Here is a 13,745-nt window from a genome sequence, read left to right on the forward strand (position 1 = left end):
GCGTCAGGCCGACCATCCGGTCTGCTCGGCCCATTGCCGGGCGCGCGTGTAGGCGCCGTCGAACCAGGGCGCCTTCTCCTCGGCGTAGACGGCGGTAGCCTGGGCGGGGTCGTGCCGGGCCGCCGCGTCGCGGGCCGCGGCCCGCTTGATCTCGGCGTACTCGGTGGCCGCGTCGGAGTCGGCGCGCAGCCAGTCCCGCAGCAGCAGCGCGAACTGCTGGCCCGGCCAGCCCTGCACCCGCAGGTGCACGTACGCGGGCCGCCCCGGGTCGGCACTGCCGTGCAGGCGCATGCCCCACACGGCCGGATCGGTCTCGCCGCCGGCCCCGTACGAAGGCTGCGGTTCGTCGTGGTCGACGTGGGCGATGCGGGGAAAGCCGGCCCCGGCCAGCGCGTCGTCGAGCGCCTCGGCCGCGGCGAGGTCCGGCACGGTGATCTGCAGGTCGAGGACGTCGACGGCGGCCAGGCCGGGCACGGCGGTCGAGCCGATGTGGTCGATCCGCAGGGCGTGTCCCCCGGCGGCGAGGGCGAGCCGGCCGATCAGCCGTTGCGCCTGCCGGTGCCAGTCCGGGTTCGGATCGACGAGCACCGGCGCCGGCCGCACGGGGATGCGGCCGCGCAGGTTGGCCTCGAACGGCACGAGCCGCTCGGTCCACAGCGTGCGCACGGCCGCCGCGAGGGCGTCGCGCTCGCCGTTGTTGTCCAACCAGATATCCGCTGCGGCACGGCGCTGTTCGTCGGTGGCCTGGGCGGCGATGCGGGCCCGCGCATCGTCCTCGGGCATCGCGCGGAGTTCGACCAGGCGGCGCAGCCGCTCGTCGGCGTCGGTGTGCACCACGGCGACGAGGTGGAACGCGGGCGCCATCCCGCCCTCGACGAGCAGCGGGATGTCCTGCACGACGACGGCGTCGGCGGGTGCGGCGGCGACCAGTTCGGCGGTGCGTGCGCCCACCCGGGGGTGGGTTATCGCGTTGAGCACCGCCCGGGCCTCGTCGCTGGCAAAAGCCTTGGCGGCCAAAGCGGGCCGGTTCAGGGAGCCGTCCGCCAGCAGGATGTCCTCGCCGAACGCGGCGGCGAGTTCGGCCAGGCCCTCGGTGCCCGGCGCGACGACCTCGCGGGCGATGGTGTCCGCGTCGACGAGCACCGCCCCCAGCGCGACGAGTTCGTGGGAAACGGTGGATTTGCCCGCCCCGATGCCTCCGGTCAGTCCGAGTCTCAGCACGTCGACCAGTGTCGCATCACCGCTTCGGTGGCCGGACACCGGCCGGTCGTCACACTGCAGTCACAGCACGGTCACGGACAGGTCGCGACCAGCGGTTTCGCCGGCAACACGCCCATCTCACCGGTCTCACCTGCCCCAGTATCATCGGCGCGTCGGATATCGTCGGACCGAGCGTCCGACCACCGTCGTTACCCGCCCCACTCGAGAAGGCACCGCATGCGATCCTCCCCTCAGCTGCCCGGTCGGCATCGCCTCGGCATGGAGAACGGTGTTCACTGCATCCTCATCCCCGAGGTGGCCGCCGCGCTCGCCGAACACCGGCGAAACTGGTTCACCATGCTGCTCAGCAACGCCCGCCACAGCCAGGCGGCGATGCGCAAACGCGCCGCCGAGCTGCCGGCCCAGTGGGCCACCACCCCGGCGGTGAGCTGAACAGCTCCGCCCCGGTCGGCGCGACATACAGCACTGTGGCCCCGCTCCTCGTGGAGCGGGGCCACAGTGCTGTACGGCACCGGTGTCGGGTCCCGTCTGTCCATTCCGGGCAGCGAACGCGAGGGGCCCCGCACCGAACCGGTGCGGGGCCCCTCGATCGAACGTGTCAGGCGTTGCCGGACAGCTTCTCGCGCAGCGCGGCAAGCTGCGCGTCGCTGGCGAGCGAACCGCCGGTCGACTCGGCGGCGCCGGTCTCTGCACCCGTCTCGGACGAGTAGTTGGTGCCGGAAACACCCGCGGCAGCCTCGGCGGCCTCGTCGGCAGCCATCTTCTCGATCTGAGCGGTGTGCATCTTGTGGCGACGCTCGGCCTCCGCGTAGCGGGACTCCCACTCCTCGCGCTGCTTCTCGAAGCCCTCGAGCCACTCGTTGGTCTCGGGGTCGAAGCCCTCGGGGAAGATGTAGTTGCCCTGCTCGTCGTAGCTGTCGGCCATGCCGTACTTCGACGGGTCGAACTCGGCGTTGTAGTCCTCGTTCGCCTGCTTCAGCGACAGCGAGATGCGGCGACGCTCGAGGTCGATGTCGATGACCTTGACCATCGCGTCGTCGCCGACGGCCACGACCTGGTCCGGAACCTCCACGTGGCGCTCGGCCAGCTCGGAGATGTGCACCAGGCCCTCGATGCCCTCCTCGACGCGCACGAACGCGCCGAACGGAACCAGCTTGGTGACCTTGCCGGGGACGATCTGGCCGATCGCGTGGGTCCGGGCGAACTGACGCCACGGGTCTTCCTGGGTGGCCTTGAGCGAGAGCGACACGCGCTCGCGGTCCAGATCGACGTCGAGAACCTCGACGGTGACCTCGTTGCCGACCTCGACGACCTCGGACGGGTGGTCGATGTGCTTCCAGGACAGCTCGGAGACGTGCACCAGACCGTCCACCCCGCCCAGATCGACGAACGCGCCGAAGTTGACGATGGAGGACACGACGCCCTTGCGGACCTGGCCCTTCTGGAGCTGGTGCAGGAACTCGCTGCGGACCTCGGACTGGGTCTGCTCGAGCCAGGCGCGACGCGACAGGACCACATTGTTGCGGTTCTTGTCGAGCTCGATGATCTTGGCCTCGATCTCCTTGCCGACGTACGGCTGCAGATCGCGGACGCGACGCATCTCGACGAGCGACGCGGGCAGGAAGCCACGCAGGCCGATGTCGAGGATCAGGCCGCCCTTGACGACCTCGATGACGGTGCCCTTGACGGCCTCGTCCTTCTCCTTGAGCTCCTCGATCGTGCCCCACGCGCGCTCGTACTGCGCACGCTTCTTCGACAGGATCAGGCGGCCTTCCTTGTCCTCCTTGGTGAGAACCAGGGCCTCGACCTCGTCGCCGACGGAGACGACCTCGTTGGGGTCGACGTCGTGCTTGATGGAGAGCTCACGGGACGGAATGACGCCTTCGGTCTTGTAACCGATGTCGAGCAGCACCTCGTCGCGATCAACCTTGACGATGGTGCCTTCCACGATGTCGCCATCGTTGAAGTACTTGATCGTGGCGTCGATGGCGGCGAGAAAATCCTCGGCGGAGCCGATGTCGTTGACGGCTACCTGCGGCGAGGTGACGGTGGTGGAGGGCATGTGTTGAGTTGCTCCGGACGGGTTGGTAGTCGGTTGATGAAGTTCGGTCGGACGAGCGGACCGCGCGCCGCGCGAACGCCGCGCACACCCCGCCGCGGGCGACCGCGCCGGATCCTGTCGGGCCACGGGCGGACACTCGCGACCCTCAGGCTACGCGTCCCGGTGCTAGCTGGGCAAACCCGGGCCGGTCCCGCTCGTCCGGCGGCTCTACCCTGAACGACATGTCCGACGACCGTCACGCCCACGCCCAGTCCGTCCTGGGAACGACCCGCGCAGGTCGGGCCCGCCTCGGCACCAGGGACAGCGAACGTGCGAGCCGCACCTGGTGGGACGCCGACGCCGCGGACTACCACCGCACCCACGGCGAGTTCCTCGGCGTGGACTCGGCGGAGGGCGAGTTCGTGTGGTGCCCGGAGGGGCTGCACGAGGGCGATGTCCACCTGCTCGGCGACGTGTCCGGCAGGGACGTCCTCGAGGTCGGCTGCGGTTCGGCGCCGTGCGCCCGCTGGCTCGCCGGGCGGGGTGCCCGGGCGGTGGGGCTGGACATCTCCATGGGGATGCTCTCCCGCGGGCAGGTCGCGATGGACCGCGGCGGGCCGCGGGTGGCGCTCGTCCAGGCCGGCGCGGAGGATCTGCCCTTCGCGGACGAGAGCTTCGACATCGTGTGCTCGGCATTCGGGGCCGTACCGTTCGTCGCCGACTCGGCACGGGTCATGCGGGAGGTCGCGCGGGTACTGCGCCCGGGCGGGGTCTGGGTGTTCGCGGTCAACCATCCGATCCGCTGGATCTTCCCGGACGACCCGGGCGAGCGCGGCCTGACCGCGATGCTGCCCTACTTCGATCGCACCCCGTACGTGGAGGTCGACGAGGACGGGGTTCCCACCTACGTCGAGCATCACCGCACCATCGGCGACCGGGTTCGCGAACTCGTCGCGGCCGGCCTCGAGATCCGCGACATCGTCGAACCGGAATGGCCGGAGGGGCTCGACCGGGAGTGGGGCCAGTGGAGCCCGCTGCGGGGGGAGCTGTTCCCCGGCACCGCGATCTTCTGCAGCCGCAAACCGGACTGACCGGCTGCGAACGCCGCTCCCTTCCGATCGTCCGTTGCGCCGGAGCCGCCTGTGTCAAGGTCGGGGGGTGACGCCCGAGGACGATTCCGGCGCATCGCGCGCACACCACGGCACGCGACACGGCGGTCGGCTGCTGCCCACCACGCGGCTCGACGCGTTCTCCGACGGAGTCTTCGCAATCGTCATCACGCTTCTCGTCCTCGAACTCGACGTCCCCGAATCGGCATCCCGGCTGTTCGAGGACCTGCGGGCCGAATGGCCGTCTTTCCTGGGATATCTGGTCAGCTTCGCCTTCATCGGTGGGGTGTGGGTCGAGCACATCAACCTCACCCGCGTGCTGCGGGCGGCCGACGCGGTCTTCCTGCGCCTGAATCTGTTGCTGCTGCTGTTCGTGTCCTTCCTGCCGTTCACCACCAGCCTGATGGCGACCCATCTGGCCGACGCGGCACGCCGACCGGCGACGGTGGCGTTCGGTCTGAACCTGACCCTGGCGATCCTGATGAGCAACGTGCTGATCGTCTACGCCGTGCGTGCCGCCGATCTCACCGACGAGGCGGGCCGCGCCGAACTGCCGACGCTGGCCCGCGAGCGGTGGTCGGCGGCGGTGCTCATGGCCGCCTCGACCGTGCTGGCGGCGTTTCTGCCGCAGCTCGCGGTGGCGTTCTATCTCGCGGCCGCCGTGGTCCTGCTCGCCGAGCCGTTCCGGGTTCTCCGGGTCCGCCGGCACCGAGCGGGCACCGGGCGGGGCTGAACCGACCGGCCGGGGGCCTTCGGCCCTTCTCGTCGCCCGCACCGGCGCCTATGTTGGGCAGCAGGACGATCGGTCCCTCCCACAGGCGGCGAGACGACAGTGAGCGAGCCTACGATCTCGGGGCAGGACGATGCCCTGCTGCTGTCGGTGGTCCGCGACCTGGTGGCCGAGCGGTACACGATCGATCGCGCCGCCGGCACGCGGCTCGACAGCGTCTTCGATCGGGATCTCGGGCTCGACAGCCTCGCCGTCACCGAACTGTTCTCCCGTGTCGAGGAGGTCTTCGCGGTGCGCCTGCCCCGCGAGGCGCTCGGCACCGTGAGCACCCCGCGTCAGCTGCTGGGCGCGGTGCACCGCGCACCCGCGCGAGAGCGCCGCGGCCCGGTGCCCGCACGGCGGGCCGCGCCGGGACCCGCCGAACGGACCCCGGACGCGACCGCAACCCTGACCGAGGCGCTCTCCTGGCACGCCCGCACCCATCCGGATCGTGTCCATCTGCGCATCCTCACCGAGGGACACCGGAGCGAGATCGGCTACGGCGAGCTCTACTCGGCGGCCGCTACCGTGTCCGCCGCGCTGCTCGCCCGCGATCTGCGCCCCGGTGACGCGGTCGGTCTGATGCTGCCCACGGGCCGGGAGTACTTCACGACGTTCACCGGCGTGCTCCTGGCCGGCGGTGTCCCCGTCCCGGTCTACCCGCCGGCACGTCCGTCCCAGCTCGCCGAACACCTGCGCCGCCAGGTACGCATCCTCGACAATGCCCGGGTCCGTGTGCTGGTCACCGATCCGGAGGCCGCCGGCCTGGCCCGGTTGACGGCCGGCCAGGTGCCGACGGTGCGCCACGTCGTGACCCCGGGGGAACTGACCGGGTACGGCGAGGCGGCCGGCGCCGCACGCGCCGCCGGCGACATCGCCCTGCTGCAGTACACCTCCGGCAGCACGGGTGATCCCAAGGGCGTGACCCTCACCCATGCGAACCTGCTGGCCGACATCCGGGCGATGGGCACGGCCGCCGAGGTCTCCACCTCCGACGTCTTCGTCAGCTGGCTGCCCCTCTACCACGACATGGGGCTGATCGGCGTGTGGTTGTCCGGCCTGTACTTCGCGGTGCCGGTGGCGGTGATGTCGCCGCTGGAGTTCCTCGCCCGCCCGGAGCGGTGGTTGTGGGCGATCCACACCCAGCACGGGACCCTGTCGGCGGCGCCGAACTTCGCCTACGAGTTGTGCCTGCGCCGAATCGGCGACGCCGACGTCGACGGGCTCGATCTCGGCTCGCTGCGCATGCTGTTCAACGGTGCCGAAGCCGTGAATGCGGACACCGTGCTCCGGTTCTGCGACCGGTTCGCCGCCTACGGGCTCCGCCGCGAGGCCATGGCCCCGGTGTACGGGCTGGCGGAAGCGTGCGTCGGACTCACCTTCCCGCCCGTCGGGCGGGGCCCGGTGATCGACCGGGTCGACCGCGAGCGTTTCCTGCGGACGGGCCGCGCGGTGCCTGCCGGTGACGAGGATCCGAATCCGTTGCGTTTCGTCGCGTGCGGCCGGCCACTCCCGGGGCACCGGATCCGGGTGGTCGACTCGGCTTCGAACGTGCTGGGCGACCGGCGCGAGGGCCGGATCGAGTTCCGCGGCCCCTCCGCCACCGCCGGGTACTACCGCAATCCGCCGGCGAGCCGGGCGCTGTCGCGGCACGGATGGCTCGACACCGGCGACCTCGGCTACCTCGACGGCGGCGAACTGTACGTCACCGGTCGCATCAAGGACCTCGTCATCCGGGCGGGCCGCAACCTGCACCCGGAGGAACTGGAGCGGGTGGTGGGCGAGATCCCCGGCATCCGGAAGGGCTGCGTGGCGGTGTTCGCGACCACCGCGCAGTCCAGCGGCACCGAGCGCCTGGTCGTCCTGGCTGAGACGCGCGAGACCGGGGCGGCCGTCCTCGACCGGCTCCGCGAACGCATCGCCGGGGCCGCGGTGGACCTGCTCGGAACCCCGCCGGACGACATCGTGCTCGCCCCGCCCGGAACGGTGCGCAAGACCTCGAGCGGCAAGATCCGCCGGTCGGCCACCCGGGAACGCTACGAGCAGGGCGACATGCGGGCCCGGCCCCGGCCGGTGTGGTGGCAACTGACACGGTTCGCCGTCCGCGGTGCGGTCCCGAGCCTGCGGCGCGCGGTCCACCTCGTCCGGACCGGGGCGTTCGCCCTGTGGTGCTGGACGACGGTCGTCGTGGTCGGCCTGCCGACCCTGATCGCCGTGGCGGTGCTGCCTCGGCTTCCGGCGCGCCGCGCGGCCGCGGGCCGGGCCGCGCGCGCGCTCGCCCGCCTGACCCGCACCCCGGTGACCGCGCACGGCACCGAGTATCTCGCGCGGTTGCCGGACTGTGTGGTGGTCGCCAACCACGCCAGCTTCCTGGACGCCATCGCGATGTCGGCGGTCCTGCCGGGCAGCTACACGTTCGTCGCCGGTGAGGTCTTCGAGCGCAAACCGTTCATCGGGTTCCTCCTGCGGCGAGTCGGTACGCGGTTCGTCGAGCGCACCGAGCGCGAGCAGAGCGTCGCCGACGCGGACCGGTTGGTCGAGGCGGCCCGTGCCGGGGGTCGTCTGGTGGTGTTCCCCGAGGGTGCACTCTCACCGGTCCCGGGGCTGCGGTCCTTCCGTCTGGGCGCGTTCGTGATCGCTGCGCGGGCGGGTCTTCCGGTGGTCCCGGTCGCGATCACCGGTACCCGCACGATGATGTGGCCCGACCACGGCAGGATCATCCACCGCGGAGCGGTCCACCTGGTCGTCGGCGCGCCGATCCTGCCGTCCGGTGACAGTTGGGACGCCGCCGTGGCGCTCGAGCGGGCGGCGCGGGCCGTGATCGCCGCACATTGTGGAGAGCCCGACGGGGGCCGCTGAGCGGGGCCCCGGCGCTAGAGCAGCTTGGACAGGAACGTCTTGGTCCGTTCGTGCTGGGGATTGCGCAGCAGCTCCTGCGGCGGGCCGGCCTCGACGACCACGCCGCCGTCCATGAACACCAATTGGTCGGCGACCTCTCGGGCGAAGCCCATCTCGTGGGTGACCACCATCATCGTCATCCCGCCGGCGGCGAGGTCCCGCATGACCGCCAGCACCTCGCCGACGAGTTCGGGGTCCAGGGCGGAGGTGGGTTCGTCGAAGAGCATGAGCTTGGGTTCCATGGCCAGGGCGCGGGCGATGGCGACGCGTTGCTGCTGGCCGCCGGAGAGCTGGGCCGGGTAGGCGTCGGCTTTGGCCGCAAGCCCGACCTTGTCGAGCAGGTCCCGCGCCAGTGCGACGGCGTCGGGGCGACGCATCTTCTTCACCAGCATGGGCGCCTCGATGACGTTCTCGAGGGCCGTGCGGTGCGGGAACAGGTTGAAGTGCTGGAAGACCATGCCGATCTCACGGCGCTGCCTGGCCGCCGCGCGCGGGCTCAGCTCGTAGAGCTTGCCGCCGCGTTCGGCGTAGCCGACGAAGTGGCCGTCGACGTGCAGGCGGCCGGCGTCGATGTTCTCGAGGTGGTTGATGCAGCGCAGGAAGGTGGACTTGCCGGATCCGGAGGGTCCGATCAGGCAGGCGACGGTGCCGTCGGGCACCTCGAGGGACATGCCGTTGAGCACCCGCAGGGCGCCGTAGCTCTTGTAGACCCGGTCGGCCTGGACCATGGGCGTCATCGACGTTCTCCTCCGGGGATGTCGGGTGCCTGCGCGGCGCCGGGCTCGACGGGCACGGGCTTGCCCTGCGCGTCGGCGAGGGCCTGCAACTGCCGCGTCGTGAGCTGGCGGCTCAGGCCCTTCGAGTAGTGCCGTTCGAGGAAGTACTGCCCCACCATGAGCAGGCTGGTGATGGCCAGGTACCAGGTGGCGGCGACGAGCAGCAGCGGGATGGGCTGGAAGTTGGCGCCGGAGATGTCGCGGGCGCGGCCGTAGAGCTCGAGGCTGTACGGCACCGCCGCGACCAGGGAGGTGGTCTTGAGCATGCTGATGAGCTCGTTGCCCGTCGGCGGGATGATCACCCGCATCGCCTGCGGCAGGACCGTGCGGCGGATGGTCTGCGACCACGACATGCCGAGCGCCACCGAGGCCTCCGTCTGGCCTTCGGGGACCGAGCCGATCCCGGCGCGCACGATCTCGGCCATGTAGGCGGCCTCGTTGAGCCCGAGTCCGATCACGGCGAACAGGAAGGCCGCGTTGATGCCCTGCAGGTCGATGTGCACGAACTGGTGCACGAACGGGATGCCGAGGTCGAGCTGCTTGTAGATCGAGGGGAACAGGCCCCAGAACACCAGCTGCACGTAGACGGGGGTGCCGCGGAAGATCCACAGGTACACCCAGGAGACGGTCTTGAGCACCGGGTTCGGGGACAGGCGCATGACCGCGAGGAGCACGCCGAGCAGGACGGCGAGCAGCATCGCCAGCACGGTCAGCTGCACGGTCTTCCAGGCCGCTGCGGTGATGCGCCGGTCGAACAGGTACTGCGCGTACACGTCCCACCGGTAGGCCTCGTTGGTGGCGGCGCCGTAGAGGAACAGCGCCAGCAGCACGGCGACGACGATGCCGGCGATCCAGCGGCCCGGCCGGCGCAGCGGCACGGCCTCGATGGTTTCCGGTTCGGTCTGCGGTTCCGGTCCGGTGACGGAGGTCGGGCGGTCGCTCATCGCACCCCTTTCGGTCAGCTCGTCGCCGCGTTGATCTGCGCGGTGTCGATGGTTCCTTCTTCCATGCCCCACCGCTGCGCGATCTGCGCGTAGACGCCGGAGTCGATGAGATGCTGCATCGCCTGTTGCAGCACCGGTCCGAGCGGCGAGCCCTTCGCGACGACGAAGCCGTAGGGGGCGGCGTCGAATACCGGTCCGGCGGTCTCGAGGCGGCCGTCGCTGCGGGCGATCGCGTACGCGGTGATCGGCGAGTCGGCCGAGAGGGCGTCGACGCGGCCGAGGATCAGGGCGTTGGTGGCCTCGTCCTGGCTGTCGTACTTGACCTTGTCGATCGGGGGTCTGCCCGCGGCGACGCAGGCTTCGCTCTTGGCGGGCACCTCGTCGATGTCCTCGTAGGTGGTGGTCTGCACCGCGACGCGCAGCCCGCACGCGTTGTCGGGGTCGACGTCGTCGCCGACGCGTTGGGCCCATTGCACGCCGGCGCTGTAGTAGGTGACGAAGTCGACGGACTGCTCGCGTTCCTTGGTGTCGGTGAACGACGACGAGCCCATGTCGAACGTGCCCGCCTGCACGGCCGGGATGATGCGGTCGAAGTCGGATTCGTTGAATACCGGGCGCACGCCGAGGACGTCGCCGAGGGCCTCGACGAGTTCGACCGCGAAACCGACGATGCGGCCGTCGTCGTCCTTGAACTCGTTCGGGGCGTAGGGCACGTTGACGCCCACCTTCAGCTCGCCGGTCGCGGCGACGGTCGCCGGGAGCTGGTCGGCGATCGCGTCGACCCGGTCGGTGCCGACCGGGTCACCGGGCGGCACGGTCGACTCGGTGTTGACGACGCAGCCGGACAGGACCGCGGCCGTCAGCAGCGCACCGAGCAGCCACGCGACGAGGCGCCGGCGGCCGGTCGGTCCGGTACGTGCTGGTTCGTTCACAACCGCACAGTATCCATCGACGGACCCCGATTGCGGAAACCACCGCGCACCGGAGCCGGTGTCGAGGGGCTCGGTGGTGCCGGTGGTGCGGCGCCCCGGCGGGTCGAGCCGGCCGGGCGGGGTGGGGCTCGGGCTCAGCGGCGCAGCGTACGGGCGACGACGGTCTCGGTGAATTCCGCGGTGGAGGCGAGTCCCCCGAGGTCGGCGGTAGCCACGCCGGCCTCGACGGTCGCGGCGACGGCGTGCTCGATCCGGCGGGCGGCGGCGGCGAACCCGGGTACGTCGTGGACGGTGCCGAGCCGGTCGAGGAGCATCGCGGCGGACAGGATGAGGGCCGTGGGATTGGCGCGGTTGCGTCCGGCGATGTCGGGGGCCGCCCCGTGGGCGGCCTGCGCCATGGCCTGGGTGTCGGAGGCGTTGATCGACGCCGCGGTGCCGAGCGAGCCGGACAGCTCGCCCGCGAGGTCGGAGAGGATGTCGCCGAACATGTTCTCGGTCACGACGACGTCGTAGTCGCCGCCGTGGCGAACGAGGTGGGCGGCCATGGCGTCGACGTGCTCGTCGTCCACTGCGACCGACGGATACTGGGCGCCGACCTCTCGGCACACGTCCCGGAACAGGCCGGTGGTCAGGGACAGCACGTTGGCTTTGTGCACGATCGTGAGGCGGTGGCGACGACGTGCGGCGAGCCGGAAGGCGGTGTGGGCGATGCGTTCGGTGGCGGCCCGGGTGACGACGCCGACGGCGAGCGCGACGTCGGGGGTGGGCATGAATTCCCCGCTGCCGACGGCCATGTTGCGGTCGGCGTAGAGCCCTTCGGTGTTCTCCCGCACGATGACCAGGTCCATGTGCGGTGACACGGCGCGGACGCCGGGCAGGGCGCGGGCGGGGCGGATGTTGGCGTAGAGGTCGAACCGCTTGCGGATCTGTCCGCCCGGGGTGAGCCGGCCGCGGAACGGGTCGGGATAGGCCGCGCTGTCGTGCGGTCCGAGGATCCACGCACTCAGACCGGCGAGGGCGTCGAGGGTGGATTCAGGGGTGGGGGTGCCGTGGGTGGCGATCGCATCGGCTCCGAGCGGGAGCGGGACCCAGTCGATCTGCGGGCCGTGGGCGGCGGCGACGGCGGCGTCGACCACGCGGCGGGTGGCCGGGACGATCTCGTGCCCGATGCCGTCGCCTTCGAGCAGTCCGATGCGGTGCGGGGCGGGGATTGCGACGGCGTCGGTCATAGGGCAATCATTACCCACCATGGTGCAGTCGGTGGAACTGCTCCTCGACGACCGCCTGGATCAGGCCGTCCGGGAGGAATGGGCGCGTTTGCTGGACGTGGGGCTGGCCAGCCAGGCCCGCAACCGGTCCGAATCGAACCGCCCGCACATCACGCTGGCGGTCGCCGCTTCGATTCCGCCGGGCGTGGAGGGGGCGATGCGGGAGCGGATCGCGGGGGTGCCGTTGCCGGTGCGGCTCGGGGGCATGGTGCTGTTCGGCTCGCGTACCGCGACGGTGGCACGGCTGGTGGTGCCGACCGCCGAGCTGCTCGAGCTGCAGCGGGCGGTGTTCGAGCTGGTCGACGGGTGTCCCGGTGTACCGCCGCACACCCGGCCCGGCGAGTGGACTCCGCACGTGACCCTGGCCCGCCGGGTGCCGCCGGGCCGGCTCGGCTCGGCGCTGGCGGCGACCCGCGCCGGCAGCCGCGAGTTGACGGGTGTGACGGCGGGCATCCGCCGATGGGACGGCGAGGCGCGACGCGAGTGGCGGGTGGTGTGAGGGCACGGCGTGGTGGGACGGCGCCGGGTCAGACGCGGTAGTCGCCGAACTGGGTGCACTCGCGGTGGGTGTCGGGAGTCCGGCCGGTCAGCGCCAGGGCGTCGAGCACCACGAAGACGACGAGGACGAGCAGGAGGACGGTCATGGCTTCAGCCTCGTCCACGGGCGCCCCGGCCGACAGCGGCAGGAACGACATGTAGCGTCGTTTTCCGGCCAATCCGGTGGCAGACTGACGGACATGCTGACGACGGTGGTCGTGCCGCTGCTCCCCCGCACCGAGGCCTTCGAACTCGGTGTCGCCTGTGAGGTGTTCGGGTTCGACCGATCCGACGACGGGTTGCCCGTGTACGACTTCGGCCTCGTCGCAGGCAGTCCCCGGCCGGTCACCACCCGATTCGGGTACACGATCGACGTCCCCTACGACCTCGATCGCCTCGACGACGCGGATCTGATCGTGGTTCCGGCCGGTGGCACCGGGAGCGCCGACCGCGACGAGTCGTTCGTGTGCGGCGCCGGCGGCGACGTCGCCGATCTCGAGCCCCTGTTCGCCAAACTGCGCGCCGCGGTGGAGCGCGGCGCGCGGGTCGCGAGCCTGTGCACGGGCGCCTTCGTGCTGGGCGCGGCCGGTCTGCTCGACGATCGCCGCTGCACCACCCACTGGCGTCACGCGGCGCAGCTGGCCGCACGCTTCCCGTCCGCGAAGGTCGATCCGGATGTGCTCTACGTCGACGACGATCCGGTGTTCACCAGCGCCGGTACCGCCGCCGGTATCGACCTGTGCCTGCACATCGTCCGCAAGGAGCACGGTTCCGCCGTGGCCAACGGGATCGCGCGCCGCATGGTGGTCCCGCCGCACCGCGACGGCGGGCAGGCCCAGTACGTGGCCGCGCCGCTGCCCACGGCACCGGCCGAGACGCTCGCCCCGCTGCTGGACTGGATGGCGGGTCATCTCGACGAGGATCTACCGGTGGCGGCGCTCGCCGCGCGGGCCCACATGTCGGCGCGCACGTTTGCGCGGCGGTTCCTGGCCGAGACCGGGACGACGCCTGCCCGCTGGTTGCGCGATCAACGGGTCCTCGCCGCCCAGCGATTGCTCGAGAGCACGGACCTGCCCGTCGACGCGGTCGCCGACCGCGTCGGGTTCGGGACAGCCGCGGTCCTGCGGCAGCACTTCCTGCGTCTGCGCCGCACCACGCCGCACACCTACCGTCGCACGTTCCGCGCCGGCCCCGGCCTCGTTCGGTGACCTGCCCGGTGTCGGCGCGCGGCGGGTATCCCCGCCCGGAGC

The 13,745-nt window shown here is 71.4% G+C and carries 13 protein-coding genes; 6 read left to right on the plus strand and 7 right to left on the minus strand.

Annotated elements, in window-relative coordinates:
- Window positions 1-3: 3 nt before the first annotated feature.
- Window positions 4-1,221 (minus strand): dephospho-CoA kinase, encoded by a 1,218-nt coding sequence (gene coaE, locus AC2IPW_RS13545; protein WP_486375028.1) that lies wholly within the window; start codon window positions 1,219-1,221, stop codon window positions 4-6.
- A 216-nt stretch (window positions 1,222-1,437) separates the two neighbouring features.
- Between coaE and AC2IPW_RS13550 the strand changes: the two genes are divergently transcribed.
- Entirely contained in the window at window positions 1,438-1,653 is a 216-nt protein-coding gene (locus AC2IPW_RS13550) for a hypothetical protein (protein ID WP_003937914.1), read from the plus strand.
- 166 nt (window positions 1,654-1,819) lie between these two features.
- Here the strand turns inward: AC2IPW_RS13550 and rpsA are convergent, their stop codons facing one another.
- Complete coding sequence (rpsA, locus tag AC2IPW_RS13555; protein WP_003937913.1) at window positions 1,820-3,283, minus strand: 30S ribosomal protein S1; 1,464 nt, start codon at window positions 3,281-3,283, stop codon at window positions 1,820-1,822.
- 221 nt (window positions 3,284-3,504) lie between these two features.
- On the opposite strand from rpsA, the gene AC2IPW_RS13560 reads away from it, so the two are divergent.
- The 3 genes from AC2IPW_RS13560 to AC2IPW_RS13570 all read left to right on the plus strand — a co-directional run bounded on the left by AC2IPW_RS13560 (window position 3,505) and on the right by AC2IPW_RS13570 (window position 7,999).
- A complete protein-coding gene (locus AC2IPW_RS13560; protein WP_486375029.1) occupies window positions 3,505-4,353 on the plus strand; it encodes a class I SAM-dependent methyltransferase in 849 nt (282 codons plus the stop codon).
- Between the two features lie 67 nt (window positions 4,354-4,420).
- On the plus strand, window positions 4,421-5,104 hold the full coding sequence (locus AC2IPW_RS13565) for a TMEM175 family protein (RefSeq protein WP_416061187.1): 684 nt from the start codon (window positions 4,421-4,423) through the stop codon (window positions 5,102-5,104).
- A gap of 99 nt (window positions 5,105-5,203) precedes the next feature.
- Window positions 5,204-7,999, plus strand: coding sequence for an AMP-binding protein (locus AC2IPW_RS13570; RefSeq protein ID WP_486375030.1), 2,796 nt, complete (start codon window positions 5,204-5,206; stop codon window positions 7,997-7,999).
- A 14-nt stretch (window positions 8,000-8,013) separates the two neighbouring features.
- Here the strand turns inward: AC2IPW_RS13570 and AC2IPW_RS13575 are convergent, their stop codons facing one another.
- The 4 genes from AC2IPW_RS13575 to AC2IPW_RS13590 form a co-directional block, all read right to left on the minus strand.
- Window positions 8,014-8,775: an amino acid ABC transporter ATP-binding protein gene (locus AC2IPW_RS13575; protein WP_003937909.1), complete on the minus strand. Its 762-nt coding sequence runs from the start codon at window positions 8,773-8,775 to the stop codon at window positions 8,014-8,016.
- Entirely contained in the window at window positions 8,772-9,758 is a 987-nt protein-coding gene (locus AC2IPW_RS13580; protein ID WP_003937908.1) for an amino acid ABC transporter permease, read from the minus strand. Before AC2IPW_RS13580 ends, AC2IPW_RS13575 begins: the two co-directional genes overlap by 4 nt.
- Before the next feature lie 14 nt (window positions 9,759-9,772).
- Window positions 9,773-10,636 carry an ABC transporter substrate-binding protein gene (locus AC2IPW_RS13585; protein ID WP_040783291.1) on the minus strand — a complete coding sequence of 288 codons (864 nt, stop codon included), beginning with the start codon at window positions 10,634-10,636 and terminating at the stop codon, window positions 9,773-9,775.
- A 188-nt stretch (window positions 10,637-10,824) separates the two neighbouring features.
- A complete protein-coding gene (locus AC2IPW_RS13590) occupies window positions 10,825-11,919 on the minus strand; it encodes an isocitrate/isopropylmalate dehydrogenase family protein (protein ID WP_486375031.1) in 1,095 nt (364 codons plus the stop codon).
- A 19-nt stretch (window positions 11,920-11,938) separates the two neighbouring features.
- On the opposite strand from AC2IPW_RS13590, the gene AC2IPW_RS13595 reads away from it, so the two are divergent.
- Window positions 11,939-12,457 carry a 2'-5' RNA ligase family protein gene (locus AC2IPW_RS13595; RefSeq protein WP_003937905.1) on the plus strand — a complete coding sequence of 173 codons (519 nt, stop codon included), beginning with the start codon at window positions 11,939-11,941 and terminating at the stop codon, window positions 12,455-12,457.
- Between the two features lie 28 nt (window positions 12,458-12,485).
- Here the strand turns inward: AC2IPW_RS13595 and AC2IPW_RS13600 are convergent, their stop codons facing one another.
- Window positions 12,486-12,653 (minus strand): hypothetical protein, encoded by a 168-nt coding sequence (locus AC2IPW_RS13600; RefSeq protein WP_003937904.1) that lies wholly within the window; start codon window positions 12,651-12,653, stop codon window positions 12,486-12,488.
- A gap of 42 nt (window positions 12,654-12,695) precedes the next feature.
- Here AC2IPW_RS13600 and AC2IPW_RS13605 point away from each other — a divergent pair, with 42 nt between their 5' ends.
- The gene (locus tag AC2IPW_RS13605) at window positions 12,696-13,703 is read left to right on the plus strand and encodes a GlxA family transcriptional regulator (RefSeq protein WP_054374836.1); all 1,008 of its coding nucleotides are present in this window, start codon (window positions 12,696-12,698) and stop codon (window positions 13,701-13,703) included.
- The last annotated feature ends 42 nt before the right edge of the window (window positions 13,704-13,745 follow it).

It is taken from the genome of Rhodococcus sp. NS-SX18, from assembly GCF_057367935.1.